Annotated in this window: 27 protein-coding genes; 11 read left to right on the top strand and 16 right to left on the bottom strand. The window is 62.5% G+C overall.

Annotation, left to right across the window (positions count from 1 at the left end; translation table 11 throughout):
• Positions 1-2 precede the first annotated feature (2 nt).
• Both EHW12_RS29625 and EHW12_RS29630 read right to left on the bottom strand, forming a co-directional pair.
• A complete protein-coding gene (locus EHW12_RS29625; protein ID WP_058227443.1) occupies positions 3-734 on the bottom strand; it encodes a metal ABC transporter ATP-binding protein in 732 nt (243 codons plus the stop codon).
• Positions 731-1,657, bottom strand: a complete 927-nt coding sequence (locus EHW12_RS29630) for a metal ABC transporter substrate-binding protein (RefSeq protein ID WP_047272640.1) — start codon at positions 1,655-1,657, stop codon at positions 731-733. Before EHW12_RS29630 ends, EHW12_RS29625 begins: the two co-directional genes overlap by 4 nt.
• A 77-nt stretch (positions 1,658-1,734) precedes the next feature.
• Here EHW12_RS29630 and EHW12_RS29635 point away from each other — a divergent pair, with 77 nt between their 5' ends.
• The 3 genes from EHW12_RS29635 to EHW12_RS29645 all read left to right on the top strand — a co-directional run bounded on the left by EHW12_RS29635 (position 1,735) and on the right by EHW12_RS29645 (position 4,364).
• Entirely contained in the window at positions 1,735-2,412 is a 678-nt protein-coding gene (locus tag EHW12_RS29635; RefSeq protein ID WP_050655899.1) for an SDR family oxidoreductase, read from the top strand.
• Positions 2,413-2,550: 138 nt separating this feature from the next.
• Complete coding sequence (locus EHW12_RS29640; protein ID WP_050655900.1) at positions 2,551-3,459, top strand: TIGR04222 domain-containing membrane protein; 909 nt, start codon at positions 2,551-2,553, stop codon at positions 3,457-3,459.
• Entirely contained in the window at positions 3,456-4,364 is a 909-nt protein-coding gene (locus EHW12_RS29645; RefSeq protein ID WP_125052465.1) for a TIGR04222 domain-containing membrane protein, read from the top strand. The genes EHW12_RS29640 and EHW12_RS29645 overlap by 4 nt, the downstream gene beginning before the upstream one ends.
• On the opposite strand, the gene EHW12_RS29650 is transcribed toward EHW12_RS29645, so the two are convergent.
• From EHW12_RS29650 to pdhA, 5 genes are read right to left on the bottom strand one after another with little or no spacing between them, the layout of a single operon-like run.
• Positions 4,293-5,399: a Glu/Leu/Phe/Val dehydrogenase dimerization domain-containing protein gene (locus EHW12_RS29650; RefSeq protein WP_047272644.1), complete on the bottom strand. Its 1,107-nt coding sequence runs from the start codon at positions 5,397-5,399 to the stop codon at positions 4,293-4,295. The two genes, EHW12_RS29645 and EHW12_RS29650, sit on opposite strands and share 72 nt — an antisense overlap.
• A 24-nt stretch (positions 5,400-5,423) precedes the next feature.
• Positions 5,424-6,818, bottom strand: a complete 1,395-nt coding sequence (gene lpdA, locus EHW12_RS29655; RefSeq protein ID WP_235808465.1) for a dihydrolipoyl dehydrogenase — start codon at positions 6,816-6,818, stop codon at positions 5,424-5,426.
• Entirely contained in the window at positions 6,818-8,041 is a 1,224-nt protein-coding gene (locus tag EHW12_RS29660) for a dihydrolipoamide acetyltransferase family protein (protein WP_054186857.1), read from the bottom strand. Before EHW12_RS29660 ends, lpdA begins: the two co-directional genes overlap by 1 nt.
• The gene (locus tag EHW12_RS29665) at positions 8,038-9,042 is read right to left on the bottom strand and encodes an alpha-ketoacid dehydrogenase subunit beta (protein WP_054186856.1); all 1,005 of its coding nucleotides are present in this window, start codon (positions 9,040-9,042) and stop codon (positions 8,038-8,040) included. The genes EHW12_RS29660 and EHW12_RS29665 overlap by 4 nt, the downstream gene beginning before the upstream one ends.
• Before the next feature lie 2 nt (positions 9,043-9,044).
• Positions 9,045-10,172, bottom strand: coding sequence for a pyruvate dehydrogenase (acetyl-transferring) E1 component subunit alpha (gene pdhA, locus EHW12_RS29670; RefSeq protein WP_003942481.1), 1,128 nt, complete (start codon positions 10,170-10,172; stop codon positions 9,045-9,047).
• A 154-nt stretch (positions 10,173-10,326) separates the two neighbouring features.
• Between pdhA and EHW12_RS29675 the strand changes: the two genes are divergently transcribed.
• From EHW12_RS29675 to EHW12_RS29685, 3 genes are read left to right on the top strand one after another with little or no spacing between them, the layout of a single operon-like run.
• Positions 10,327-10,797 (top strand): Lrp/AsnC family transcriptional regulator, encoded by a 471-nt coding sequence (locus EHW12_RS29675; protein ID WP_064113143.1) that lies wholly within the window; start codon positions 10,327-10,329, stop codon positions 10,795-10,797.
• Between the two features lie 46 nt (positions 10,798-10,843).
• The gene (locus EHW12_RS29680) at positions 10,844-11,668 is read left to right on the top strand and encodes a DUF692 domain-containing protein (protein WP_007729070.1); all 825 of its coding nucleotides are present in this window, start codon (positions 10,844-10,846) and stop codon (positions 11,666-11,668) included.
• Complete coding sequence (locus tag EHW12_RS29685; RefSeq protein WP_007729071.1) at positions 11,665-11,991, top strand: hypothetical protein; 327 nt, start codon at positions 11,665-11,667, stop codon at positions 11,989-11,991. The genes EHW12_RS29680 and EHW12_RS29685 overlap by 4 nt, the downstream gene beginning before the upstream one ends.
• Here EHW12_RS29685 and EHW12_RS29690 read toward each other — a convergent pair.
• From EHW12_RS29690 to EHW12_RS29725, 8 genes are all read right to left on the bottom strand, one after another.
• Complete coding sequence (locus tag EHW12_RS29690; protein ID WP_003942478.1) at positions 11,980-12,774, bottom strand: family 1 encapsulin nanocompartment shell protein; 795 nt, start codon at positions 12,772-12,774, stop codon at positions 11,980-11,982. The two genes, EHW12_RS29685 and EHW12_RS29690, sit on opposite strands and share 12 nt — an antisense overlap.
• Entirely contained in the window at positions 12,771-13,829 is a 1,059-nt protein-coding gene (locus EHW12_RS29695; protein WP_042447536.1) for a Dyp-type peroxidase, read from the bottom strand. The genes EHW12_RS29690 and EHW12_RS29695 overlap by 4 nt, the downstream gene beginning before the upstream one ends.
• Before the next feature lie 68 nt (positions 13,830-13,897).
• A complete protein-coding gene (locus EHW12_RS29700; protein ID WP_125052467.1) occupies positions 13,898-14,854 on the bottom strand; it encodes an SMP-30/gluconolactonase/LRE family protein in 957 nt (318 codons plus the stop codon).
• 33 nt (positions 14,855-14,887) lie between these two features.
• Positions 14,888-15,844: an alpha/beta hydrolase gene (locus tag EHW12_RS29705; RefSeq protein ID WP_125052469.1), complete on the bottom strand. Its 957-nt coding sequence runs from the start codon at positions 15,842-15,844 to the stop codon at positions 14,888-14,890.
• A gap of 1 nt (position 15,845) precedes the next feature.
• Positions 15,846-16,220: a nuclear transport factor 2 family protein gene (locus EHW12_RS29710; RefSeq protein ID WP_003942502.1), complete on the bottom strand. Its 375-nt coding sequence runs from the start codon at positions 16,218-16,220 to the stop codon at positions 15,846-15,848.
• Between the two features lie 65 nt (positions 16,221-16,285).
• Positions 16,286-16,966, bottom strand: a complete 681-nt coding sequence (locus EHW12_RS29715; protein WP_042924305.1) for a hypothetical protein — start codon at positions 16,964-16,966, stop codon at positions 16,286-16,288.
• Positions 16,967-17,020: 54 nt separating this feature from the next.
• Positions 17,021-18,451, bottom strand: coding sequence for an APC family permease (locus EHW12_RS29720; protein ID WP_241199078.1), 1,431 nt, complete (start codon positions 18,449-18,451; stop codon positions 17,021-17,023).
• Between the two features lie 98 nt (positions 18,452-18,549).
• Positions 18,550-19,272 (bottom strand): FadR/GntR family transcriptional regulator, encoded by a 723-nt coding sequence (locus tag EHW12_RS29725; RefSeq protein WP_021332595.1) that lies wholly within the window; start codon positions 19,270-19,272, stop codon positions 18,550-18,552.
• Between the two features lie 186 nt (positions 19,273-19,458).
• Here EHW12_RS29725 and EHW12_RS29730 point away from each other — a divergent pair, with 186 nt between their 5' ends.
• The 5 genes from EHW12_RS29730 to EHW12_RS29750 are packed head-to-tail and all read left to right on the top strand — an operon-like array spanning position 19,459 to position 24,427.
• The gene (locus tag EHW12_RS29730) at positions 19,459-20,265 is read left to right on the top strand and encodes a gamma-glutamyl-gamma-aminobutyrate hydrolase family protein (RefSeq protein WP_230691795.1); all 807 of its coding nucleotides are present in this window, start codon (positions 19,459-19,461) and stop codon (positions 20,263-20,265) included.
• A complete protein-coding gene (locus EHW12_RS29735) occupies positions 20,249-21,022 on the top strand; it encodes an SDR family NAD(P)-dependent oxidoreductase (protein WP_021332597.1) in 774 nt (257 codons plus the stop codon). The genes EHW12_RS29730 and EHW12_RS29735 overlap by 17 nt, the downstream gene beginning before the upstream one ends.
• Entirely contained in the window at positions 21,019-22,395 is a 1,377-nt protein-coding gene (locus tag EHW12_RS29740) for a glutamine synthetase family protein (RefSeq protein WP_099696898.1), read from the top strand. Before EHW12_RS29735 ends, EHW12_RS29740 begins: the two co-directional genes overlap by 4 nt.
• A 31-nt stretch (positions 22,396-22,426) precedes the next feature.
• Positions 22,427-23,890 carry an aldehyde dehydrogenase family protein gene (locus EHW12_RS29745; protein WP_164490606.1) on the top strand — a complete coding sequence of 488 codons (1,464 nt, stop codon included), beginning with the start codon at positions 22,427-22,429 and terminating at the stop codon, positions 23,888-23,890.
• An 18-nt stretch (positions 23,891-23,908) separates the two neighbouring features.
• Positions 23,909-24,427 (top strand): hypothetical protein, encoded by a 519-nt coding sequence (locus EHW12_RS29750; protein ID WP_125052471.1) that lies wholly within the window; start codon positions 23,909-23,911, stop codon positions 24,425-24,427.
• 66 nt (positions 24,428-24,493) lie between these two features.
• Here the strand turns inward: EHW12_RS29750 and EHW12_RS29755 are convergent, their stop codons facing one another.
• The gene (locus EHW12_RS29755; RefSeq protein ID WP_042451764.1) at positions 24,494-25,999 is read right to left on the bottom strand and encodes an MFS transporter; all 1,506 of its coding nucleotides are present in this window, start codon (positions 25,997-25,999) and stop codon (positions 24,494-24,496) included.
• Positions 26,000-26,052: the final 53 nt, after the last annotated feature.

Below are 26,052 nucleotides of genomic sequence, written 5' to 3' on the forward strand. Positions count from 1 at the left end.
GATCAGGTCCTGTCCATCACGTCGAGACCGAAAGCCAGGGCGAGGTTTTCCGGTTGCAGCACGGTGTCCGGGTCGGAATGCACCAGGACCTTGCGCATGAGCAGTACCGCCTCGTCGCAGAGTTTCGGCACAGCGTGGAGATCGTGGGTCGAGACCAAGATCGACCGGCCGTCGGAAGCCAACTCTCGTAGCAGCATCGAAATCGTTGCCTCGGAACGCTTGTCGACGCCCGCAAACGGCTCGTCCAGCAACAGTATCGACGCGTCCTGAGCGATGCCGCGTGCGACGAACGCGCGCTTCTTCTGACCACCCGAGAGCTGACCGATCTGACGATCCGCAAATTCGGTGAGTTCCACCCGCTCGAGGGCCTCTGCCACCGCCTCGCGATCTGCACGCCGCGGACGTCGCAAGAATCCGAGGTGGCCGTACCTGCCCATCATCACGATGTCACGGACGCTGATCGGGAAGGTCCAGTCGACGTCTTCACTCTGCGGCACGTATCCGACGCGGCCGCTCTTGCGCGCAGTGGCTGCGTCGAGACCGGCGATTCTGACAGAACCGTTGTCCGGCTTGATCATCCCCATGATCACTTTGAACAGAGTCGACTTTCCTGAACCGTTCATGCCGATCAGTCCGCAGACGCTACCCGAGTTCAACGTCAGATCGACGTGGTCCAGTGCGTGGACCTCGCCGTAGTGAACGCTGACGTTTTCGACGCGAATGGCTTCGTTCATGATTTACCGCCGGTCAGACCGCCGAGGATGACGTCGGTGTCGTGGCGAATCATGTCCAGATAGGTGGGCACGGGACCGTCGGCTTCGGACAGCGAATCGACGTACAGCGTTCCGCCGAACTTCGCGCCGGTCGCCCCGACAACCTGCTGCATGGGGGCATCCGAGACCGTCGACTCGCAGAAGACGGCGGGAACGGAATTGGCTCGGACGAAGTCGATCGCGGCGATGATCTGCTGCGGCGTCGCCTGCTGCTCGGCATTGACCGGCCAGATGTACGCCTCGCTGAGTCCCGCGTCCCTGGCCAGATAGGAGAACGCACCCTCGCAACTGACGAGTGCACGCTGACCTGCGGGCAATGCCGCCAGCCCACTAACCAGGCCGTCCTGAACTGCTTGCAGTTCCGCCTTGTACTTCGCGCCGTTCTCCGCAAATGCCGAGGCGTTGTCCGGGTCGAGGTCGCTGAAAGCAGTCACCATGTTGTCGACGTAGATCTGCGTATTCAACGGAGACATCCATGCATGCGGATTGGGCTTGCCCGCATACGCGTCGCCGGCGATCGGAATGCCTTCGACGCCGTCGCTGACCACGACGTGTGGCACGTCCAGTCCGTTGACGAATTTCGCGAACCACGCCTCGAGGTTCATGCCGTTGTCGAGGATCAGATCGGCTTCGCTCGCCCGCCGAATGTCTCCGGGCGTCGGCTCGTAGCCGTGAATTTCGGCCCCCGCCTTGGTGATCGACTCGACGCGAAGATGATCGCCGGCAACGTTCTGGGCGATGTCCGACAGCACGGTGAACGTGGTGAGCACCACCGGGCGGTCGTCGTCGGAGCCAGAACTCACCGCAGAACAGCTGGACAGAAGCAGGGCGGCGAGGGCGGCAATTCCCAGGCGGCGGAAGTTCTTCGCGTCGCGTGTCGTCATGGTCGAACTCTAATATGTGGGTAAACAAATACACAAGTTCGTCTGGCCGAACAATCCTCACTCGATAGGCTCGCACCATGCGTCCTACTGCCTTGATCACCGGTTCCAGTCGCGGCCTCGGAGCTGCCATCGCACGCGAACTGGCGCCGACACACGACCTGCTGCTCGGTGCACGATCCGCGCAGGCCCTCGAGCCGATCTGCGCCGAACTGCCCGGATCGACGCCTCTACCCCTCGACCTCACGGACTACGACGCCGTCGCCGCCGCCGCCTCGTCCATCACGACGCTCGACGTGCTGGTACACAACGCCGGCGTGGCCGACATCGGAACCATCGAGGAATCCTCGGTCGATCAGTGGCGACACACCCTCGAGGCAAACGTCATCGCCGTCGCCGAACTCACGCGTGTCCTCCTTCCTGCCCTCAGGGCAGCCGGTGGCCACGTCGTACTGATCAATTCGGGTGCCGGACTGCGCGCCAACGCCGGCTGGGGCTCGTATGCGGCCAGCAAGTTCGCCCTGCGCGCTTTCGGAGATGCGTTGCGCCTGGAAGAGCCGGCACTGCGGGTCACCTCCATTCACCCCGGACGGATCGACACCGACATGCAGCGCGACATCGTCGCCGGTGAGGGCGACGAGTACGACCCGGAGCGCTTCCTGAAAGCCTCCACTGTGGCGCGTGCCGTACTCACTGCCGTCGAAACACCGTCCGACGCACACCCCACGGAGATCGTGCTTCGACCTACCGGCCGGTAAATCCCCAGTTCGGCGGTAACGGAATGGTGACGATGGCCATCCGGATATCGCTTTTCCGGGCACTGGCCCGATACTGACATCAGTTGTCGGACAAAGAGACTGGACTTGTCTCAGGAGTTCATCGAGAGGTGGTGTGCGATGCATGATCATACGGATACATGGGGGATCCCCAGCCAGACTTTCCTTCAGTGGTACCTGGTGGCGGCTGCCGTCGCGATCGGACTCTCGCTGTACAGCCGAATGACTGCGCGCCGGTCACCGGTGGTCGTCGACGCTGTCCGTCGGCCGCTCACTCCTCCCGAGATCGGTGCCTTGACCAGTGACTACCAAGCGGTGCTGGCGTCGATGGCTATTCTGCGCAGCGCCGAGCTGATCAGCACCGAAGGCAAGACCAAGCTGGCACTCACTGCGGAGGACAAGAATCGTCTCGACTGGTTCACCCGTACGGTGCACAAGCGGCTCGGCAACGGAAAGGTCCCGCTGCGGCAGGTGCGTCTGATGGGACGGCTGAACGTCGCACTCGCACAACTACGTACGACGTTGATCGACGAGGGATATTTGCAACGCCAGCAGGACGGTCTGACCGCTGCCCTTCGGACCGTTCCGATCGTGGCGGTCATTGCTATCGGCGTAGTCCGTCTCGTCGCCGGAATCGCCGGCGGTAAGCCGGTCGGGTTCCTGCTCCTCACCATCATCGTTCTCGCTCTGATGATTCCACTTCTTCGCATCAAGCGTCGTCGGACAGCTTTGGGAGACAGCGAGCTTCGACGCCTCAAGCACGAAAACTCGTACCTCTCACCGAAACTGCGGCCCGCGTACACGAGCTACGGTCCCTCGCTCGCCGGGCTGTCGGCGGCGCTCTTCGGTGCGGGCGCTCTGGTTCTGATCGATCCGGCGCTGGCGGGAGCGGTAGCTGCGGGCGCCGCGTACAGCCCGGGTGGCGGAAGTTCGAGCTACTACAGTTGTGGCTCCTCATCCGGATCATCCGGCTCGGACGGCGGTGGCGGCAGTGGGAGCAGTTGCGGCGGCGGGGGGTGTGGGGGATGAGCACGCATGCAGCCGACACCTGGGGGATCCCCAGCGAGGATTTCCTCTACGGCTACATAGCCGTTTCGGCCACGCTCATGGTTCTCACTCTGGGGTGGCGTCTGATGATCCGGGCACGCCGGCACGGGTACTCAACCGAGCACGGGTATTCCGCCGAGCAACTGACGCCTCCGGAAGTCGGAATGCTCACCGGCGAGTCACGCGCCATCGCAGCATCATTGGCAATCCTGCGTAGCGCTGACCTGATCACCACCGACGGCGCTGTCCTGCGCCCGTTGGGCCCTGGCGACGAGACCCTGGACTGGTACACCCTCACCGTGTACCAGCGCCTGGCGCAGAAGGCTCTACCCCATCGTCGGCGCCAACTCGCCGAGCGTATGACGGTGGAAACAGCTCGCCTACGAAACTCTTTGGCGGACCGGGGATACCTGACCTCCGACAGCGCCAGGCGTTCAATCTTTCTCTCCACAGTTCCGCTGAAGATCCTGGTGGCCGTGGGTATCGTCCGCATTACTTTCGGACTGCACAACGACAAGCCCGTCGAGTTTCTGATTCTCGCCGTACTCGTCACCGGGTTCAGCATCCCGCTGCTCGGGCTCAACTTCGATCGAACCACCTCTGGCAAGGCGGCACGTTCGGAACTGACCACGGCACACGCCTACCTGTCCCCGCGCAACAAGCCTGCCTTCTCCGCCTACGGACCACGTTTGGCGGGAATGTCCGCCGCTCTCTTCGCCGGTTCGGCGATGCTGATGATCAATCCCGCCTTGGCCTCCGCCGCCGGAATCGGTGCCGACGGCAGCGGAAGTAGCGGGGGTTCGGACGGTGGCGGTTCAGGCGGGGGAGGCAGCAGCTGCAGCGGGGGCGGCGGATGTGGCGGCGGCGGCGGTGGATGCGGGGGATAGCCGCGCCCGGGCGAGCATAAGCGCTGCGGCCTCGGTAGTGATGCCACGTTCCTCGCTCAACGAGTACACCTCGTCCAAGGTTCGACCGATGCCTCGGGTTCGTTCGACGACGTCGTCTTCGTTCCACCCCAGGACTTCTCGCCCCACGAGGTGAAAGGCTCCGCCTGCGTTCGCGACGAAATCAGGGGCACAGAGAACCCCGCGGTCTCGCAGAACCTCACCGGCAGCGGCATCGGTCAAGATGTTGTTTGCTGCGCCCGCCACGGCCAGAGTCGGAATCGACGCAGCCGCAGCGAAATCGATGATGCCTCCCATCGCGCAGGGGGCAAAGAGGTCACACGGTGTTCGGAGGACCTCGCCGGCAGGAACGACCGTGTGCCCCGCGAGAGAAGCCGCCTCGAGGCGCTGCGGGTCCGTATCGGCAACCAGCAGACGTGCGCCAGCCTGCGCTGCGAGACGGACGACGTCGCCGCCGACGGCGCCGAGCCCCTGTACCAGTACCGTTCGGCCGTCGAGTGTTCCGAGTCCTCGGCGACGCGCCGTGGCCTTCATCGCTTCGAACACACCCAGAGCGGTGGCGTGCGCGCTGGAACCGGCGCCACCGTTGTCAACCGAACGCCCGAAGACGTATCTGGTGGTGCGACTGAGCTGATCCATGTCGGAAGAGTTGGTGTTGACGTCGGGACCGGTCCAGTAGTTTCCTTCGAGCTTGTCGATGTTCTCGGCGTGGATGCCGAGGATACGAGACCAGGTTGCGGCGTCGATCTGATTGCGCGGTGCTGGCAGTGCGATCACCGACTTCCCGCCACCCATCGGCAGGTCGGAGACAGCCATCTTCAAAGTCATTGCACCGGCGAGCTTCCCGGCGTCCGCGAGAGCGTGGCCGATCGAGGGATAGTGAGCGGCCCGCGTGCCACCCGACGCCGGTCCCAGACGGGTGGAGTCGATTCGAATCACGAAAGTCGTGCCGGTCTCCCGATCATGGCGAGTGACGGTCAGTTCACCGTCCCAGCGCAGTTCGTCGTCGATACTCATTGAATCTCCTTTTCTGTCTTCGGGTCAGTTGTGGGCGTGCAGTGGTGTTCCCGCGAGTGCGAGCATGGCCTCGCCCAACGCTTCGTTCTGACTGGGGTGCGCGTGGATGAAACGCCCCACTTCATCGGGAAGTGCTTCCCAGGCAACGGCCAACTGCGCCTCACCGATCAGTTCGCCGACGCGGTCTCCCACCAGGTGAACTCCGACAACAGGGCCTTTCGTTCCGCTTCGAATCACTTTGATTCCACCGGTAGTTCGCAGGATCTGACTCTTGCCGTTACCTGCCAGGTCGTAGATGACGGTGGAGACGTCGGCGTACTGCGTGCGCGCCACCTCTTCGCCGAGCCCGACCGATGCAACTTCGGGATGTGAGTACGTCACGCGAGGAATCAGGTGTTCGGCGACCGGTATCGGATCCTTGCCGGCAATCTGTTCAGCCACAAAGATTCCTTGTTGGAAACCTCGGTGCGCCAACGCAAGACCGGGCACGATGTCGCCGACCGCGTACACACCGTCCACGGACGTACGGAGGCGTTCGTCGGTGACGACAAATCCCTTGTCGAGGCTGATTCCGTTTTCTGCGAAACCGTTACCGTCCGTGCGAGGTCCGCGGCCGACGGCGACCAACAGTAGGTCGGTGTCGAGTATCGTTCCGTCGCTTAGTTCGATGCGGACGGAACCGGCTGCTTCTTTCGCGGAATCGACCTTTGTGTCTGTCTTACAGACGATTCCACGTTTCCGGTATGCCCGCTCCAGCTGCTTCGACGACCACGGATCCTCGGCGGCGATCAGTCGGGGGAGTGCCTCGACGATCGTTACTTCGGCGCCGAACGAGCGCCAGAGGCTTGCGAACTCGACGCCGATGACACCGCCACCGAGTACCGTTGCGCTGGTGGGCACCCGGTCGAGTTCGAGTGCCTGGTCGCTGGTGACGATCCGTCGGCCGAGTTCGATGCCGGGGAGTTCCCGCGGATACGAGCCGGTGGCCAGAACGAGTGATGTTCCGGTGTAGCGGGTTCCGTCGACGTCGATGCTTCGCCCACCGACGTACGTCCCGTATCCGTTGACGATGGTGATCTTGTGTTGCGCCAACAAGCCTTGCAGACCGCTGTACAGCCGCTCGACTGTCCCGTTCTTGTAGTCGTGCACCTGCGCGACGTCGATGCCGGCAAAAGATGCCCGGACACCGAATTGCTCGCTGGTGCGTGCCGAGTCGGCCACCTCGGCGGAATGCAGCAGCGCCTTGGTCGGGATGCATCCGCGGTGCAGGCACGTTCCGCCGACCTTGTCCGCTTCGATCAGCGTGACCGACAATCCGAGTTGGGCGGCGCGGATGGCGCAGGCATAGCCGCCCGATCCTCCACCGAGGATCACGACGTCGCTGTGGGGTTCTGCAGTTGTCATCGGAGCCTTGGTCATCAGAGCCTTCCCAGGACGCGGATCGGGTTCTCGATGTAGTCACCGAACAGCCTCAGGAATCCGCCGGCCTCGCCCCCGTCACAGACGCGGTGGTCGAAGCTCAACGAGATCTGAGTGACCTTACGAACGGTCAACTCGCCGTTCACGACCCACGGCTTGTCGATGATGCGTCCGATCCCCAGAATTGCCGCCTCGGGGTGATTGATAATCGGAGTCGATCCGTCGACCCCGAATACCCCGTAGTTGTTGAGCGTGAACGTGCCGCCGGTCAGGCGGGCGGGTTCGAGCTTGCCGTCGCGGGCAAGGTCGGTGGTCACCCGAAGTGCCTGTGCGAGTTCGGCAGTGCTCAGCGAATCGGCATTACGAATGACCGGTACCATCAATCCTTTCGGTGTCTGCGCGGCGATGCCCAAGTGGGTGCGGGCGTGTCGGACGATCTCACCTCGAGCCGTGTCGACCGACGAGTTCAGTTCGGGGTACTGCGCCAATGCGGCGGTGGTCAGCCGAGCCAGGAGCGCCATCAGGCTGATCTTGTCGGAATCGGGCAGTGACTTGTTGATCTCGGCTCGCGCCGCCAACAGTTCGGTGGCGTCGACGTCGACCCAGGTTGTCGCGTCAGGGATCTCGCGACGGCTGGTGGACAGCTTGTCGGCAACTACCTTGCGTAGCCCCTTGATCGGAATTCTTTGGTCGGTCACGTGTGACGTTTCCGTTTCCGGGCCGAAGTTTGCCCCGGCCTCGACGTCGGCGCGCGTGATGACTCCGCCAGCGCCCGATCCGGAAATCGTGGCTAGGTCGATACTGTTGTCAGAGGCCAGTTTACGAACAATCGGCGAGATCACACGTACCGACGGAGCAGCTCTGCGGCGGCGCAGAGGAGCATCCTCGCTGGTGCCGTAGCCGATCAGGACGTTGCCCGAACCGGCGCGTTCCTCTTCGCGGTAGCGCTCGTGGTTGGCCGAAACGACCGCGTCGACACTCTCGCCACCACTCACAGTGATCAACGGAGTGCCCACCTTCAGGGTGTCTCCGCCCTTGCCGTGTAGTTCGATCACGGTCCCGGCGAACGGGATGGGCACATCCACAGCAGCTTTCGCAGTTTCCACCTCGACGACGATCTGATCGATGGTGACCACGTCGCCGACCTTGACGTGCCACTCCGCGATGTCGGCCTCCGCCAGACCTTCACCCAGATCGGGGAGCATGAAAACCTGATTGCTCATGCCGTCACCGCCCAACGGGTGTCGGGAGTGTCGTTCCACTGCAGACGGTCGACGGCGTCCAGGACACGGTCGACGCTGGGCAGGTGGTGACGCTCGAGCTTGGGAGCGGGGTAGGGGATGTCGAAGCCGCTGACCCGGAGCACCGGGGCATGGAGATGGTGGAAACACCGTTCCTGCACGCGGGCAGCAATTTCTGCACCCACACCGGCAAAACCCTGCGCTTCCTGGATGACGATGCAGCGTCCGGTCTTTCGCACCGATGCGGTGACCGTCTCGTCGTCGAACGGCACTATCGAGCGGATGTCGATCACCTCGATGTCCCGGCCCTCGGCTGCAGCGGCCTCGGCGGACCTCAGTGCAACATCCACGGACGGACCGTAGGCGATGAGCGTCGCGTCACGACCGGGGCGACGGACGACGGCGCGACCGATCGGCTCACGTGCGGTCAGTTCGACATCTGCTCGCGCGAAGTACAGCTTCTTGGGCTCGAGGAAGATCACGGGGTCGGGGTCCTCGATTGCCGAACGTAGCAGCGAGTACGCATCTTCCACCGTGGACGGCGCCACAACCTTCAGTCCGGGTGTGTGCGCGTAGTAGCCCTCACTGGAATCACAGTGATGCTCCACCCCGCCGATACCGCCGGCAAAAGGAACACGAATGACTATCGGAATCGACAGCGCGCCCTTGGTGCGGTTGCGGATCTTCGCCACATGGGAGGCGATCTGCTCGAACGCCGGATAGGCAAACGCGTCGAACTGCATTTCCACGACCGGACGAAAACCGGCCATGGCCATGCCGATTGCGAATCCGATGATGCCGGACTCGGCGAGGGGAGTGTCGAAGCATCGGTCGTCGCCGAAGTCGCGGGTGAGGCCGTCGGTGACGCGGAAAACGCCGCCCAGGGTGCCGACGTCCTCACCGAAGACGACAACGTTGTCGTCCGCAGCCAGAGAGTCGCGTAGCGCGGTGTTGAGGGCCTGAGCCATCGTGAGCATGGGCATGGTCAGTGTCCCCCTGTGTCAGCGGCTTCGGCAGCAAGTTCGGTTTCGAGTTGGGCTTGTTGCTCACGCAATTGCGGTGTCTGCTCGGCGAAGACGTACCGGAACAGATCGAGCGGATCGTGCGGGCGGTCGACATTCATGCCGGCGCGCAGTGTGGCGGCCGCAGTTTCTGCCTCTGCAGTCAGCGATTCCACGAACGCGTCGTCGATCAGATCGTGTGCGCGCAGATACTTTTCGAGACGCGGCAACGGATCTCGCCCGAGCCAGGCTTCCACCTCGGCGCTGTCGCGGTAGCGGGTGGCGTCGTCGGCATTGGTGTGTGCGTCGATGCGATAAGTGTGTGCCTCGACGATCACCGGTCCGTTTCCGCTGCGGACGAAGCGTGCCGCCTCGTCCATGACGGCCAGCATCGCAACGGGATCGTTGCCGTCGACCTGCTCGCTGCCGATCCCGTAGCCGACGCCCTTGTGCGCCAACGTCGGTGCTGCGCTTTGGCGCGACAGTGGCACGCTGATCGCAAATCCGTTGTTCTGCACCAGAAAGATCACCGGCGCCTTGAAGACGGCGGCGAAGTTCAGCGCCTCGTGGAAATCGCCCTCACTGGTGGCGCCGTCACCACAGAGCGCCAAGGCGACGGTGTTCAAGCCCCGTCGAGACTCCCCGTAGGCCACCCCCGCTGCATGCAGCAATTGCGTTGCCAGCGGGGTGCACTGCGGCGCACTGCGCAGTGCGACCGGGTCGTATCCGCAGTGCCAGTCGCCGGCGAGCATGCTCAGAATCTGCACCGGATCGACACCCCGGGCGGCCAACGCCATCGAATCCCGGTAGGTGGGGAAGAGCCAGTCACTCGGCTCCAGACTCATCGCTGCCGCGATCTGACATGCCTCCTGCCCTCGCGAGGACGGATACACGGCCAGGCGCCCCTGTTTGGTCAGCGCCGTAGCCTGCTGGTCGAAACGCCTGCCCAGGAACATCTTTCGATACATCGCGATCAGGCGATCGTCGCTCGGTTTTGCGTAGCGGGCCTCGCTGCGCGTCAGTTCTCCGGCAGGGTCGAGGTACTGCACCGCAGAATCGGCCGGCAGGAACTTCTGATACCGCAGTTCCCCCAAGGGCTCGACAAGTGTCACTTCTACCTCCAGAAGACGTTGTGTCCATCAGTATTCGCACTTCGGCGACGTAATGGCAGCAAGCGTCGAGGATTCAAGACAAACGGCCTATCATGAGGATTCGGGCAGCAATATGTCCATCAACCGACTCGACTACCGAACCAGGAATGGACAGATGGCCACCGAACCGCACGCTCTCGATGCGATCGACCGCCGCATCATCGCCGAACTGACCGCAGACAGTCGCATCTCCATGCGTGCACTGGCTGAAAAGGCGCACATATCCCGCGCTCACGCCTACGTCCGCATCGAAAGGCTCGAGGACGCCGGAATCATCACCGGATTCACGACGCGGATCGCCCATGAGAAGGCCGGACTCGGCTCCTCGGCGTACGTGGCGCTCTCGATCAGGCAGCACTCGTGGCGAGGTCTGGCTGCGTCGTTGAAGGCACTGCCGTTTGTCGAGCACTTCTCCCTCCTCGGCGGCGACTTCGACGTTCTGGTGCTGGTTCGAGCCCCGGACAACCAGGAACTACGCCACACCGTTCTCGAAGAACTCCAGGGACTCGACGGGGTTCTCTCGACCAAAACGTGGCTGATCTTCGAAGAAGGCAACGGTCCGGGACCCAACTGGTTGCCCGGCTGATCCGTCTATAGTCGCCGTTAGCAGTTGCACACGGGAGGTTACTCGAATGACCCTGCACGGCCTGGGAATCGGTTGGCGCCCCGAGGTCTCCGGAATCATCGCGCAACTCGACGGCCTGGCATTCTGCGAAGTCATTGCCGAATCCGTCGGAAACGAGATACCGCCGCACCTCGGCTCGCTGGGAGTTCCGGTGATCCCGCACGGAATCTCGCTCTCACTTGGCGGGGCCGAGGCGGTAGATCAGGCACGGATCGATCACCTTGCGCGTGCATCCCAGCTACTGGGCGCTCCCTTGGCGAGCGAGCACATCGCATTCGTGCGTGCAGGCGGCATCGAGGCCGGCCACCTGCTCCCACTTCCGCGCACCTACGAAGCCGTCGACGCCCTGGTACGCAACATCACCCGGACTCAGGACGGTCTACCGGTGCCGTTCGCCGTCGAAAACGTTGCCGCCCTGTTCGACTGGCCGGACGACGAGTTGACTGAAGGGGAGTTTCTCGCGGAGATCGTCGAGCGCACCGGAGCCCTGCTGGTTCTCGACATCGCGAACGTCTATGCCAATGCCCTCAACCGAGGGCGTGATCCCTGGGCCGAGCTGAGCCGGCTACCACTCGAGCGAATCGCATACTGCCACATCGCCGGTGGCAGCATCAGCGACGGCAAATACCACGACACGCACACCGATCCGGTACCCGAAGCCGTGCTGGAACTCCTTGCGCAGTTCACCGCCGCCGGTCACCATCCCGCCATCATGCTCGAGCGCGACGGAAACTATCCGCCGGCACTGGAATTGCTCGACGAGCTCGATGCCATCGCCGACGCAGCTGGTCTGGATCGCATCACCGCGGGCACCGATTGGTCACGCACATGAGCACGCTCGGTGAGCGTCAAGAGGCGCTGATTCGCGCACTGGTGGCGGGTGGCGAACTGCCCGAAGGCTTCGACAAAGACGAAGCCGCCGTTGTCTCGGCGGCGCTGCTCCGAAAGCGCGCCGGAGAAGTGGCGCACCACCTTCCGGTCGTGCGCCACACTCTCGGCGATCGTTATCTTCAGTTGTTCACAGCGTGGGCGGACGGACGGCCGAAGTCGTCTTCGCATGCGGATGCCCAGGCCTTTGTCGCCCATCTCCAGGACATCGGCGAACTGCCTCGCCCACCCTGGTATCAGAGGTTTCGAAAGGTCTCACGCAAGTGAGACAACAGCTTCGCTGGTGTACATGAGGAACGTCATCGATTCCTGGAAGTACAGCTCGACGGAGTTCGCATCGTGCGAGAGATAGCCGATGGACAGGTCCTGGCCTAGATGCAGTTCGTAGTCACCGCCACGCGTCGACAGCAGGAAAGCGCCGTCGATGGCCGGGGCCCAGATGATCTCGCCGTCGAGGACGCGTCGCAGGTGCTCGCGGATGGGGTAGCCGTGATCGGAGGTCTCGTTGATCGCGGTGAACGCATCTGCATTCAGGAGCAGTGAGTACGGTCCGTTGACACCGGCCAAGCGCAGCGACGTGATCGCCTGGCTGATGGCTTCCGGGTAGTCCTTGGCGTCGATGGGGAGCTTCAGTTCCGGGTTGGAACCGCTGGCCCGCACGCCGGTGATGCTGGCTGCGGGGTATCCCTCGAAGATGGCGCGGTCCTCGGCGAACGCGATCTGCTTGGCCGCGTCCTTGACGGGCTGCCAGTCGGAGTCCTTGGCGCCGCGTTCGACGTCGTCGATGGCCTGACGGCTGACGGTGAAAGGGACCCGCAGTTCGATGATCGGCTGGGACTGACGAGCATGTGCGATGACGCCGTCGGCCAAGGGATTGATCGGCACCTGATGCCCGAGTGGGATGGCCGCGAGATCGTCACCCGACGGTCCCTCCACATCCACGACACGACGACCGGCGACGTGACGCTTGAAGGTACGGCTCGCCTCTTCTTCGATCTCGGCCCAGGCTGCTGCCGAAATGGGTGCTAGGTCGCGGTGCAGGTTTGTCATTGCTGGGCACTCCTTTTGAGGCTGCCGATTCCGAGAGAACCGTCAGAGATGGGCGCTGTGAACGTCGCTTCGGGAACGAGCCTGGTCGGCAAGTCCGGGGGATCGTCGAGAAAGTCCGCCGTCGGAACGAAGAAATTGATTCCGGTGACGGCGGTGGAGAAATCGAGAATGCGGTCGTAATTGCCGACGGGATTCCCGATGAACATGTTGGTGAGCATCTGCTCGGTGACCGTCGGCGACGCCGAGTAACCGATGAAATAGGTACCCATCTCAGCGGAGCCGACGTGGCCGAACGGCATGTTGTCCCGCAGAATCTGGATCTGCTCACCGGATTCGTCCTCGATGACGGTGAGTGCGGTGTGGGAGTTGGCCGGCTTGGTGTCGTCGTCCATCTCGAGATCTTCGAGCTTGGAGCGTCCGATGACGTTCTCCTGCTCCTCGACGGGCAGGGAGTTCCACTCCGACATGTCGTGGAGGTACTTCTGGACGATGACGTAACTGCTGCCTGCGAAATCCGGATCCTCGTCACCGACGGTGACCGCGACGTAAGCGGCCTGCCCGGACGGGTTCTCGGTACCGTCGACAAAACCCATGAGGTCGCGTTGCTCGAAATACTTGAACCCGTGGACCTCGTCGATCACCGACGCGGCCCCGGCCAACCTGTTGGTCACGACCGTGGCGAACTCGAAGCACAGGTCCATCTGACGGGCCCGGATGTGAAACAACAGATCGCCCGGCGTGCGCGGGGCGTGGTGTTTGTCACCGGTCAACTCGACGAACGGATGCAATTCCGCCGGCCGTGGACCGTCGAAAAGTCGATCCCACGCATCCGAACCGATGCCGACGACGGCAGCCAAGCCACCGGCGGGAACCCGGAATCCGATCGAGCGCTGCAGCCCGGAAATATCCGCCAGAACGTCGTGAACTGCCTGCTCACCACCCTCGTCGATGGTGAAAACCAGGAAGATCGCAGCTTCCGTGAGCGGGGTCAGCAACGGCTGCGGTATCGCGGGAAGGGCCACTTCGGCCTCGTCGATCTCACTCGTTTCCGCCATGCAGACCAGTATGGACGATTCCGGCAGTCCCGGCATCAGTAGTGGGTAAGTCGCGTCAGGGTGTCGCGTCAGGGGGTTGCGGCCTGGGCGCCCGCGTCGAAGCCGGCCGGAATCTCGAAGATCTTTCCGTCGAACCCGGCGCGGTAGAGATGCCCGGCCGCGAAACCGGAATTGCCACGCCCGTAGGTCAACACACTCGACGCTTGCAGTCCGCTGGTGAGCGAGCAGTACTGGCCGGGTCCGTCGATCCGCCACACCTCACCACTGATGTCCGTGGGAACAATTGCGCGATCTCGCGAGTCCAAGGTCAAACCATCTGGGGCAGAAAAGGTTTCGAAACCACCGAGATCGACCAACGACTCCGAATATCCCGGATTGTCCACGGAGATGCGGCTGACACCCGGGTTTGCGAACGTGCGCGAAACGTAGAGCCAGCGATTATCGGCGCTCAGGGCAGCGCCGTTTGCACTCGGGAAGGTTGCCCACGCCGGGTCGACGGAACCATTCGGGCTGACCTTTCCGATCAGCGAACCGAAATCGTTGGTGGCGTAGATCGTCCCGTCGTGCGCGACGGCAAGGCCGTTTGCAGCGCTCAGACCACCGGCTATCGGCGTCACGGCGCCCGAGTTCACGTCCACCCGCGCGACCGACGCAGCACGCGTCAGATCGCCGATCAGCACGCCGGCGTTTGCTCCGGTACCCACCAGCAGTGAACCGTCCGTGCTCCACGCGAGTGCGCCCGCACCGCCGGGAACCGTCGCGATCGGAACTCCGGCCTGACCAGGCCCGTCGACGCGGAAGATCCGCCCACTCACCAGGTCGGTCGTATACAGGCGCCCTTGCCCGTCCACCGTGACACCCTCGAGGGCCGCACCCGGAATCTGGGCGCTGAGTATGGCGGGTGACGATCCAGGGCAAGGCGGAGCGGCGGCGGCACCGGACACGCCCAGAGCCAGAAGCGAACCGGCAACAAGAGCACCGGTGATACCTACCCGAATACCGCGATCGAAGATCCTGGTGCGCATCTGCGCAACGCTAGACCTTCGGCCCGATTTCGCCTAGAGCGACCGAAGGAAAGAGATCAAAAGTTCATTGACCTCGGCAGCGTGTTCTTGTTGTACGAAGTGCCCCGCACCGCCGAGGAGATGTACACCCCGCAGGTCGGGGACAGTGTCCTTCATTCGGTCCAGTGCCTTGGGACCGCTCATCGCGATGACCGGGTCTTCCGCGCCCGCAACGAAGAGCGTCGGGACCTCGACGTGCGCGCCGTCCAGATCCGCGCTGCGTTCCCAATTGGCGTCATACGCTCGGTACCAGGTCAAGCCACCGGTGAAACCTGTTGCAGTAAAGGCCTTTACATAGACATCCAAATCATCCTCGGTGAGCCACGACCACGGCAACGCCGGCGCCTCGGGAAGTACGTCGAGATAGCCGTTTCCTTCGGAGGGGTTCTTCCACACATCGAGGTACCGGTAAGCCCCGGACAAGGCGTGGAAGAGCCGCTGAAGGAATTCACGTGGACGGGCGTCGAGTTCGCGCTCCGCAACACCCGGTTCCTGAAAATAGTGAATGTGCAGAAAGTGCTTGCGCGCCAAGGCGGCGTAAATGGCCGAGGGCTTGGCCGAGAATCTGTCCGGCGCATAGGGAACCGCCAAGGAGACCAGTCCCGCAACGCGATCGGGGTGACGAAGCGCTGTCGTCCACGCAACCGGAGCGCCGAAATCGTGTCCGACGAACACCGCTTTGTCGATTCCGAGAGCGTCGAGTAGGTCGATCAGCCGGTTCGCGACGGCGTCGTTGGTGTAGTCCTCGATCGCGTCGGGGCGGGTAGTGCCGCCGTAACCGGGCATGTCGAGTGCAATCGACCGAAAACCCGCTTCCGCCAACGCTGCCGACTGATGGCGATAGCTGTATCCGAGGCCGGGAAAGCCGTGGCACATGACCACAGCTGTCCCGGAACCGGAATCGTCGATCTGCCAACAGAATCCGTCGACGTCGATCGTCTTGACCGTCATGTCAGGCGGTGATCATGTCTTCCTGGTTCCAGAATGCACGCATCGACAGGATCTTTCCGTCGTCGTCGAAGGTCATGACGTCGATGGGTGCGATGGTCAGAGTCTGCTCGCCGAGCTTGGTGATCAGCGAGAAGTGGAATGCCGCTTCGTTTCCGGCAATGCGGAGGGTCTGAAGGTGAGCTTCCTGGTCGAAGTTCTCGATCACGGAGTAGAACTCGAGAATGGACTCGCGGGTGGTGCGCACGTCGGTACCAACCGGGTCTTCAACCGTTGCACCCTCTGCGTACAGGGCCACAACCTGGGCAGCAGTGCCCGTCGCAACGGTCTCGATGTAGGCGTCGACGGTCTTGCGGATTACCTCTGCGGACGGTGCCATGGTCTACCCCTCGTAGTTAGAACAGGTTCTAATTCTGAGGATAACCTACGACTCTGTTCCACGGGTCAGCTTTCGAGCACCTTGCGCAGGCGAGCCTTCTTCCGGTTCTCCCGCACGATCCAGACGACATCGGTGTCGTCCGACGCCCCCAGGGAGACGAATGCCGGCAGGGCATTCTCCGGATCCGCCGCAACCGCGACACTCCAGCAGTATCCGAGCGCCTGCCGGAGAGTCCGTGTGTCGGCGTCACGACGGGAATCAGCCGGTTGCGAGACGATCCACTCGGTAGCGTCTCGGCACACCTGAACGGCCAGCGCAGCGTTGGTCTTGTCCTTCAGCAACCGTGGCTCGCAGATCCCCGCAGCCGCTGCGCGCAGCGTCAATGGATGAGCGGAGCGTGACCACTGCTCGATGATCGCCCGCAATAATTGCGGATCCGTGTCGCCTATCGCCTGAACGGCCATCGCGGCAGCTTCACGTGCACGCCACGACGCACTGGTGGTTGCCTCCGTGAGACTGTTCAGAACAGCCTTGTCGCGTGAACGAACAAGGATGAATCCGAGCCCGACGATCCCACAGCAGCGGATGTATTCGTCCTCGGACTCCGCCGCCAGCAGGATGTCGTCGTCATCGGCGCCGCGCGCGAACTCGAGCATGAGCCCAAGGTTCGCGCGCGGGCCGGGCAATCCTGACCGCTCCGTCAGGTAACTCCACAGTTCGTCACCGTCCAGATCCGCGAACGTCATGGGAGTCCTGCTTTCTCGAGTGCGGGTGCACCCATCATTTCACCGAAAGCCCTCTCACGACGGAAGTTCGAAGCTCACTTGCTTCCGTCGTCGCGCATAGAGGAATCCACCGACAAACGCGAGCACCAGCACCCCGGTCATCACCACGGCCAGAATGTTGCCGCCCAGTAGGAGCGGAAGGTTTCCGGCAATGGCGATCGCGAATCCGATCAGCCCGACAAGGCCCAAGCTCGGGGCAAGTTTGGTGTGCCAGAATCGCTGATCGACCTTCGTACGATGAAAGAAGACGAGCACCGCAAGGCACGTGAGCAACATGAGAGCCACAATCCCCACCGTTGCAACGCCGGCGAACCACGCGAAGATCTGTGTCACCGGATCCAGACCGATGACGATGCAAGCTCCGAGAAGTACCAGAGCACAGCAGGATTGCACCACTGACGCGATGTGCGGCGAACCATGCACGCGGTGCGTCCGCCCACCTGCGCCCGGCAGAACGCCGGTGTTCGACAGAACGAAGATGTATCTGGCCAAGACATTGTGGAGAGACAGAACTGCGGCAAAGAGACTGGACACCAACAGAATTTGAATCAGGTGGGCCGTCACCGTTCCGGCAAAGTCGGTGGCAGTGGTGATCAGCATGCCGTCGGGGTCAGTACCCGCAATGTCCACTGCACCCTTGTCGCCCCAGGCTGTCACAACCGCCCAACTGGAGAGAGCGTAGAAGCCGCCGATGAGGATCAAGGAGGCGTATGTCGCTCGCGGGATAGTCCGCGCGGGATCCTTCGCTTCGTCACGGAAGATCGCCGTCGACTCGAACCCGATGTAACCGGCAAGCGCGAATACCAATGCGACGCCGGGGGATCCGGAGAATATTTCCGACGGAGAGAACATTGCTGTCGACGGGCCTTCCGGACCACCGTCGGCGACGATGAAAGCGTCGAGTACGACTACGATCCCGACCTCTGCGATCAACAGGATGCCGAGCACCTTGCCCGACAATTCGATATGACGAAATCCGAGGACGGCTACCAGAGCCAACGAGGCGAGCGAGAAGATCCACCACGGCACCTCCGGACCACCGTAGGAGGTGATCAACGAACTCATTGCCGGGCCGAGGTAGCCGTATACGGCCAATTGCACTGTGCTGTAACTGACGAGGGCCAACATCGCACTGCCGACGCCGGCACCACGGCCGAGACCATGTCCGATGTAGAGATAGAACGCTCCGGTTCCCGGGATGTAACGCGACATCGCGGTGAACCCGACGGCGAAGAGCAGAAGTACACCGGTTGTCACGGCGAAGGTCATGGGGAAGCCCGCACCGTTGCCACCGGAAATACCCAGCGGCACAAGACCACTGATCACAGTCAGGGGAGCAGCTGCGGCAACGACCATGAGGACTATCGAGCCGGTACCCAGCGAGCCTCGAAGAGTTCGGTCATCGCCGGATGCATCACGTGAAGCATTGACGGAAGTATGGGTCATACGGGCGATGTTAGAACCATTGAAGTCGATTCGGGACCCAATTCACAAAACTTTTACTTGCGAAAAACGGGACGAACCGTCCGTTCGTCGCGCTCCCGTCAGCCTTCTTCCTGCAGCGCCAAGCGTTTGAGCTCGTCTTTTGCGTGCAGAATGTGACGTTCCATTGCCTCCGCCGCGCGAGCGCTGTCGCCCCGCTTGATCGCCTCGAAGATTTCCTTGTGCTCCACCCTCGAAGCCTCGACCTGGTCTTCGAACACGAGATGATCGACGGGGACAAACATTTCGCCGCGAGCCTCGACCACAGCGGCCTCCAACCTGCTGTTTCCCGCCGCTCTGGCGATACCGCCGTGGAACCTGGCGTCACAAGCCCGGAACGATCCCCGACTTCCGGAAACCCCCAATTGCTCAATGGATTCGAGCAACTCGAGAAGATGACGATCGGTTCGCCGGACCGCCGCGAGGCTTGCCGTGCGCATTTCCAACCCGATACGGAGGTCGACGATCTCGTCGATGTCTGCTTCTCGCGCTTTCAACTGGCCAACCCAGTCTTCATAAGGCCTGGTCAACTCCGAAACGAACGATCCACCCGTGGCTCCTCGCCGCACCTCGATGTATCCCATCGCCTGAAGGATTCGGACCGCTTCTCGCACACTGACTCGACCGACTTCGAGTTGCTGAGACAGTTCACGCTCGGATGGCAGGCGATCACCGGGGCTGAGCGCGCCGCTGTGAATGAGCAGTCGCAAGCGTCGAGCGATATCCTCCCCCAACGTCGGTGCACTGACCATGAATTCGATGGCCGGCAGCTTGTCGATCTGCACGTCTCGTACCCCCTACTCGGTGCCTGGACCGACACTTACGCTTCGTCTTGACCTACGAAATCGAACGCTCCCATTCGCAACTGTCCTTGAATAGATACAGCAGCGCGCGGCACTTCGAACCCGTTACCCCAACTTTACAAGCCAAACTCTAGCGAAAAGCCATTCAATGGTTCTATGCTCGCTCCTATGACCCAATTCACGATGACGGCGGAGGCACTCCCCGCCATGCCCCTGATCGGAGTCACCGGCCGCGTCGACCGCGGCGGGCCGTCACTACCCAACGTCGTCGGCGACGCGTTGATGGAAATGTTCTTCACCGATTTTCCCTCGAAAATCCGCGCTGCCGGTGGTCAACCGATCCTGCTGAGCATCCACAGTGATCCGCGCCGAATCGTCGAGCATCTCGATGCCCTCGTCCTCAGCGGTGGTTCCGACGTGGACCCCAGGCGATACGGCCGCACCCCCGGACCAAACTCCTCGATGATCGACCCCGCTCGGGACGAATTCGAGTTCGCCCTGGTCGATGCAGCCTGGGAAATCGGACTGCCGATCCTGGGTGTATGTCGAGGACACCAGGTCGTCAACGTCGCCCGCGGGGGCACTCTGATTGCCGACCTTCCGACCGACGCCGGTGAGGCACACAGCTTCTTCGGTTATCCGCGTTCGTACCGACCGCAACAGGTCGCTCTGGAATCCGGTTCCGTCCCACACAGTCTGTTCGGCAACAGCATTCACGTGAACAGCCTTCACCACCAAGCCGTGGACACCCCGGGGAGCGGGCTTCGGATCGTCGGACGCGCGCTCGACGGCGTCGCCGAAGCCATCCAGGCCGCCGATCGCCCCGTGGTGGGCGTGCAGTGGCACCCCGAATTCTTCGTCGAAATCGACCCGCTCTTCTCGTGGCTCGTCGACGCTGCAACCTCCCGTCGGACCAATTCTTCTCACCAGATCGATCATCACAGAATGGAAGACAACAATGTCACGTACGCATGAGAACAAGGTTGCCCTGATCACCGGTGCAGGCTCCGGAATCGGCCGCGGCATCGCGCTGCGCCTCGCCTCCGACGGTGCCCGCGTCGCGGTCGTGGACCTTCACATCGAAAGTGCAAAGGAGACCGTCGCACTTATCGAATCGCAGTACGGCACACCCGCGCTCGCCCTTGAGGCCGATGTGCGCGACCGCGCCGCCGTGAGCGCCGCTTTCGAAGCCACCGTCGCCGAATGGGGACGCTTCGACTACCTCGTCAACAACGCCGGCCTGATCACGATGAGTTCTCTCGAGAACCTCACCGACGAAGAGTGGGACCTCGTCCTCGACGTCAATCTCAAGGGCATGTTCATCGTCACGCAGATCGCCACCCCGTACTTCCGCGACGGCAACAGCGGCGCTGTGGTGAACTTGTCGACGGTGGAAGCGGACGTGGTCGTGTCCTCCCAGGGCTTCGCACAGGTCCACTACAACGCGTCGAAGGGTGGAGTGAAGATGCTGACGAAGGCTCTGGCCGTCGAACTCTCGCGGTACAACGTACGAGTCAACGCGATCGCCCCCGGGCCGGTCCCCACCGCCTTCCTGCCTGGCATCGACGTCTCCTCCGGCGAAGTTCTCGACTTCATGAAGTCCAGGCTCCTGGTGCCGCGCGTCGGCCGCCCCGAGGACATGGGTGCTGCAGTCTCCTTCCTGCTCTCCGACGACGCCTCCTACATCAGTGGAGTCCAGCTGCCCGTCGACGGCGGATGGCTTGCCCGATGAAAGGCCGGCTCACCACGGCCGAGCTCGCCGAGTCCGACATCGACACCGTCCTCATCGCCGGTATCGACCTCTACGGACGGTTGATCGGCAAACGAGTCCCGACGCGAATTTTCCTCGCGAACATCGACGAGGGTCTGCATGTGTGCACCTGTGTGTATGCCTGGGATGCCAGCCAACGCATGGACAAACTCGTTGTCGACTACGCCGGCGGACACACCGGCTGGCATGACTTCCGCCTGCAACCTGACCTGGGAACACTGCGACGCGCGTCGTGGCTCGAGTCCACTGCCATCGTCATCGCTGACTCGGTCGACGAACATACCGGCGAGATGGTCCCGATCGCACCGCGCACGATCCTGCGCAAACAGATCGACAAGCTCGAAGCTGACGGCCACACCGTCTACGCGGCAACGGAACTCGAGTTCCACCTCTACCGAGGTACCCCCGACGCATTGCGGCGCAGCGGCTATCGGGATCTCGAACCCACCACCCTGGTGCCCTCGGATTACACCATCACCGCCGGCAACGCGATGGAACCTTTCTTCCGCAAGGTACGAACCGCGTTGGAGGAGAGCGCGATTCCCGTGGAGGTCTCTCAGGTCGAATACGGCCTGGGCCAGTGGGAGATCAACCTCGAATACGGAACCGCCCTCGAGATGGCCGACCGCCATGTGCTATTCAAGCAGGTCGTCCACGACGTCGCTGCGGCAGAAGGGCTCACTGCTACCTTCATGGCACGTCCGAGCACCGACGGCATGGGCTCGTCGTGTCATATTCACGCGTCCATGCGGAGCGACGACACCTTCCCATTCCACGACGAAAGCGCAGAAAACACCGCGAGCGCCGAACTGCTGCACGCCGTCGGCGGAGTTCTCGAGCACTGCCCGGAACTCATGCTGTTCTACACGCCGACCATCAACTCGATGCGCCGCACCAGAGCCAGCCACGATTTCTCGGGGAACGGCTTGACCTGGGGTTTCGACAACAGGACTACCACCTGCCGACTCATCACCGGTGCACCGTCCGCCAACCGTCTCGAAATGAGACTGCCAGGGGCGGACGCAAATCCGTATCTCGCACTCGCCGCCGTTCTGGCGTCGATGAACGACGGTCTGACACGAAAGCTCGATCCCGGCGCACCGGTACGACGCGACGGGTACAGCGACACAGACACACTCGAGAAGGTGAAGCAACAACCGCTGCCCGGCACACTGGACGAAGCGGCGCGTGCGCTCGAGGCCAGTGAGTTCGCACTCGCGGCGTTCGGCGCCGACGTCGTATCGCACTATGCGGCGGTCGCCAAGGACGAATGGGATTCCTTCATGTCCGCGGTCACCGACTGGGAACGCGAACGCTACCTCGACAACATCTGACCTACAAACGATTTCGCCACGAAGGACAGTCATGACCACTTCATGCTCACTCGTGCCCCAGAACAACACGATCGACGGAAACGCCGAAACACCGGCTATCGAACTCGGCGAATTTCTCACCGATCCCGACACCGGAGAGAAACTGCAAGCCCAACTCTCGTCCTCCACCGAACAGGTGGAGAGGGCGATCACCGCCGCGACAGAACTTCACCGATCGGGTGTCTGGACCCGTCGACCGGTCGCCGACCGGGTGCGCCTACTCGAGAGAACGGCTGAACTTGTCGAAGAACGGACTGCGGCGATCGCCCGTGAGGACTCCAAGAACAACGGCCTTCCGCTTTCGATCAGCACACTTTTCGCCGGCGGACTTCCCGATCTGTTCCGCAGTGCTGCAACGCATCTGAAGAACTCCTCCGGGTTCGAGCAGTTGCCGTCAGGTGCACATTTACATCGGCTGGCGTGGGGCCCGACCGCTGTGATCGCACCGTGGAACGCACCGAGCTTCATCACCGCCAAGAAGACCGCATTCGCTTTGGCCGCAGGTGCTCCGGTCATCGCCAAGCCCTCCAACTGGGCACCGTCGGGTCCCAACGTGCTTGCCGAGGCGATCTCACGTGCCATCGCCGAAGTCGACGCGCCGAAAGCTCTGTTTCAACTCGTTCACGGAGGCGGGGACGTCGGGCATCTACTGGCCTCCGATCGACGAATCCGAGCACTGGCGTTCACCGGCGGCCGAGCGGCCGGTAGTTCCATCGCCACTGCAGCTTCTACCGATTTCAAGGCTCTTCAACTCGAGCTCGGCAGCAACAACCCCGTAATCATCCGCGCCGACGCCGACATCGATCTGACTGCCACCGCACTCGTCGACGGGTTCACCAAACTTAACGGGCAATGGTGTGAGAGTCCGGGAAGCGTCTTCGTGCCGCCGCACCTTCACGACCGGCTTGTCGACGCAATACTCGACCGCACGGCCGAAATCGCACTCGGCCGAACCGATGACGCCAACACCACGATGGGTCCGCAGGCGAACGAGCCTCAACTCCAACGGATGCGGGATACCGTCGAGTTCCTCCGTGGCGTGGGCGGCACGGCCGTCTCGAGCACCCCCGTGCCTGACGATTCCGGATGGTTCTTCCCACCGACAGTGGTGCACGGAATCTCGTCGGAGCAGACCAAATCGGAGACCTTCGGGCCGATCCTGACGGTGCACCGAGCATCAACCGACGAGGAAGCTCTGCTCGAGGCCAACGCTCTCGATACCGGCCTGGCCGGATACGTGTTCGGCGCCGACGTCGACGCCGCTCGTGAACTTGCGACCCGAATCGATTGCGGTGAGAACAAGATCAACAGCACCAGCCTCCTGGACCTAGACGACCACTCGACCCAGAGTTTCTGGGGCGGAAGCGGTATCGGCGCACACGGCGACGCAGAGCTTCTCGACTTCTTCCGGGGATCGAGAATCATCGGGGTCGATGCGCCCGGACTTCCTCTCTAGGCGGAGGAGGTCGAGGAAATGGGTGAAGCGGCTCGGGTGGGCACCGATACGAGTCGGGTGGGCACCATGGTGGTCGAATGCCACGATACCGCGGCGGTTCTCGCACGTATTTCGTCGCAGGGGTGGAAGCTCGGCGTCGAGGTCGTCAGCCTGTCTACATGGGTATCCGTGACATCGCCGGGAGTCACCGGAATGTCGATCGCGTACCGTTGCCCGGCAACGATCTCCGACGCCATGTTGATCAAGCGTCTCAACAAGATCATCGGGATAGTTCGCATCAAGACGGACCACGGCCCGTTCGTTCCGGTGACACCACAGGTCGGCCTACACGTCACCGCGACTTTCCAACGCGTCGATCCCGTGGCGCTGGTGGCGTACCGGCACGGCGCAACTGTGTGCAGTCAAGCGAACAATGTTCTGTCGGTACAACTCACCACCACCCGATCGATCGCGGACACATTCGTATCTGATCTGGCACAGGTCGCAGAGCGTCCGCTGCGGGGTGAGATCTCGCTGCAGGAGATTCATCTTGCATGACGTCGAAGTGCACCACGGCGATGTGCGGCTACGGAAGTTGGCCAGTAGCCGCACATCATCGTGTGATCAGTGAGCAGGGAGGAGGGACGTCTCCTGCTGCACACCGTCTTCTGCGCCGATCTGGACGATGTTTCGCGGCAGGAACACGGCTGCGATCGCGCCGAGAACTGCTGCAGCAGCACCGATCAGGAACGCGATACGCATGCCCTCGTCGGTGTAGAAGACAGCGCCCTCCATCGCCATCGCGATGTGCGAGTTCAAGACCGTGAAGGCGATGACGGGAAGCACTGCGGGGAAGATGCTCTGGAAGACCGCAACCATGCTCGCCGTGGTTGCCTGCAACTGCGGCGGCACTGCCTCGATGAGCAGGTTCGGGATGGAGGCGTAGCCCATACCCATACCGACACCGAAGATTCCGGCAAAGATGATGAGCAGAGGCTTGTTGTCGTGAATGGTTGCCGTCAACGTGAATCCGACTGCCATGAGGATCATTCCGATGATCATCAGCAGACGGGGCCGGATGTTGCGCCCCACGAGGAAGCCCACGATCAAACCACCGACCACCACCATGCCGCCAAGCGGCGCCTGGAAGATCGCGAATCCCTCTGCCGTCACGCCGAATCCGTATCCCAGGCCGAGAACTGCGGGGGTCATCACCATCATCGGCAGCAAAATCGTGAAGACTCCCGACGCGCCGTAGCAGAAACCGGCACCGACGGCGGTGAGCATCACCGAACGCTTGCCGAAGTAGCGCAGGTCGATCAAGGGCTCGCGGATGGCTCGGGCAGAGGCAACCCAAGCCACCAACAGTGCGACGCCGCCGATCAGGTAGGCCAGTGTCGAACCGTTCTTCCAGCCCCAGGTCGGGCCGAAGCTGACGCCGATCAGAATTCCGGCGATGCCCGATCCGAGCAGTACCGCGCCGATCAGGTCCAGCGAAGAGCGAAGTCGGACAGTCGATTCCGCCGTCGAAGCGAAGATCATGCCGCCGAGGAGAACCAGCCCGACGACAAAGAACCAGAAGATGCTCCGGAACCCGTGGTTGTCGATCAACCAACCGGAGACGAACGGCGCCGGAATCGCGATCAGACCCATACCGGAAGTCGCGATACTGACTGCCAGCGCAACAGTTTTCGGCGGGAAGACATCTCGAATGAGGGAGTAGCTCAGGAAGAGGCAGGGAACGAGAAGACCCGTCAATGACCGGCCCAGAATCAGGACGGCATAGCTCGGCGCAACCGCCGAAATGAAGGATCCGACCGCTGCGCCGGCGACCGCCAAGAGCAGGACTTTTCGCTTGCCGTACATGTCGGCGAGCTTTCCGAGCAGAGGAGACGCGACCGCCCCCAGCAGCAAGAACGACGTGAGCAGCCAAGCTCCCTGCGTCGTCTGATAATGCGTCGAGATGGCCGGCAGCGCAGTGGAAATCATCATGTAGCTCACCGCGAGCATCTCGAGAAGTAGAACGATCGACGCCAGAGAGAACACCAGTCGCGGAGTCCAACGCTCCGGTATCGATGTCGGTTCGGGCGCACTAGGAGACGAACCGGAGCTGTGGACGTGAGACGCCATGGCTGGAAGATCCTTTCGGGACACCTACAAATTCGATTGACCCCCTGTCGAGT

This window comes from Rhodococcus sp. NJ-530, from assembly GCF_003860625.1.
In the GTDB taxonomy this organism is placed as follows: domain Bacteria; phylum Actinomycetota; class Actinomycetes; order Mycobacteriales; family Mycobacteriaceae; genus Rhodococcus_F; species Rhodococcus_F qingshengii.

Excerpts from the sequence above, each read along its gene's own strand:
- EHW12_RS29685 (WP_007729071.1), top strand. The coding sequence starts at position 11,665 with ATGAGCACGCTCGGTGAGCGTCAAGAGGCGCTGATTCGCGCACTGGTG.
- EHW12_RS29735 (WP_021332597.1), top strand. The coding sequence starts at position 20,249 with ATGTCACGTACGCATGAGAACAAGGTTGCCCTGATCACCGGTGCAGGC.
- EHW12_RS29625 (WP_058227443.1), bottom strand. The coding sequence starts at position 734 with ATGAACGAAGCCATTCGCGTCGAAAACGTCAGCGTTCACTACGGCGAG.
- EHW12_RS29665 (WP_054186856.1), bottom strand. The coding sequence starts at position 9,042 with ATGCCCATGCTCACGATGGCTCAGGCCCTCAACACCGCGCTACGCGAC.
- EHW12_RS29650 (WP_047272644.1), bottom strand. The coding sequence starts at position 5,399 with ATGAGTATCGACGACGAACTGCGCTGGGACGGTGAACTGACCGTCACT.
- EHW12_RS29645 (WP_125052465.1), top strand. The coding sequence starts at position 3,456 with ATGAGCACGCATGCAGCCGACACCTGGGGGATCCCCAGCGAGGATTTC.
- EHW12_RS29715 (WP_042924305.1), bottom strand. The coding sequence starts at position 16,966 with ATGACGTTCGCGGATCTGGACGGTGACGAACTGTGGAGTTACCTGACG.
- EHW12_RS29750 (WP_125052471.1), top strand. The coding sequence starts at position 23,909 with ATGGGTGAAGCGGCTCGGGTGGGCACCGATACGAGTCGGGTGGGCACC.
- EHW12_RS29695 (WP_042447536.1), bottom strand. The coding sequence starts at position 13,829 with ATGGCGGAAACGAGTGAGATCGACGAGGCCGAAGTGGCCCTTCCCGCG.
- EHW12_RS29700 (WP_125052467.1), bottom strand. The coding sequence starts at position 14,854 with ATGCGCACCAGGATCTTCGATCGCGGTATTCGGGTAGGTATCACCGGT.
- lpdA (WP_235808465.1), bottom strand. The coding sequence starts at position 6,818 with ATGACCAAGGCTCCGATGACAACTGCAGAACCCCACAGCGACGTCGTG.
- EHW12_RS29720 (WP_241199078.1), bottom strand. The coding sequence starts at position 18,451 with ATGACCCATACTTCCGTCAATGCTTCACGTGATGCATCCGGCGATGAC.
- EHW12_RS29635 (WP_050655899.1), top strand. The coding sequence starts at position 1,735 with ATGCGTCCTACTGCCTTGATCACCGGTTCCAGTCGCGGCCTCGGAGCT.
- EHW12_RS29680 (WP_007729070.1), top strand. The coding sequence starts at position 10,844 with ATGACCCTGCACGGCCTGGGAATCGGTTGGCGCCCCGAGGTCTCCGGA.
- EHW12_RS29705 (WP_125052469.1), bottom strand. The coding sequence starts at position 15,844 with ATGACGGTCAAGACGATCGACGTCGACGGATTCTGTTGGCAGATCGAC.
- EHW12_RS29630 (WP_047272640.1), bottom strand. The coding sequence starts at position 1,657 with ATGACGACACGCGACGCGAAGAACTTCCGCCGCCTGGGAATTGCCGCC.
- EHW12_RS29640 (WP_050655900.1), top strand. The coding sequence starts at position 2,551 with ATGCATGATCATACGGATACATGGGGGATCCCCAGCCAGACTTTCCTT.
- EHW12_RS29755 (WP_042451764.1), bottom strand. The coding sequence starts at position 25,999 with ATGGCGTCTCACGTCCACAGCTCCGGTTCGTCTCCTAGTGCGCCCGAA.
- EHW12_RS29660 (WP_054186857.1), bottom strand. The coding sequence starts at position 8,041 with ATGAGCAATCAGGTTTTCATGCTCCCCGATCTGGGTGAAGGTCTGGCG.
- EHW12_RS29675 (WP_064113143.1), top strand. The coding sequence starts at position 10,327 with ATGGCCACCGAACCGCACGCTCTCGATGCGATCGACCGCCGCATCATC.
- EHW12_RS29690 (WP_003942478.1), bottom strand. The coding sequence starts at position 12,774 with ATGACAAACCTGCACCGCGACCTAGCACCCATTTCGGCAGCAGCCTGG.
- EHW12_RS29740 (WP_099696898.1), top strand. The coding sequence starts at position 21,019 with ATGAAAGGCCGGCTCACCACGGCCGAGCTCGCCGAGTCCGACATCGAC.
- EHW12_RS29710 (WP_003942502.1), bottom strand. The coding sequence starts at position 16,220 with ATGGCACCGTCCGCAGAGGTAATCCGCAAGACCGTCGACGCCTACATC.
- EHW12_RS29730 (WP_230691795.1), top strand. The coding sequence starts at position 19,459 with ATGACCCAATTCACGATGACGGCGGAGGCACTCCCCGCCATGCCCCTG.
- EHW12_RS29745 (WP_164490606.1), top strand. The coding sequence starts at position 22,427 with ATGACCACTTCATGCTCACTCGTGCCCCAGAACAACACGATCGACGGA.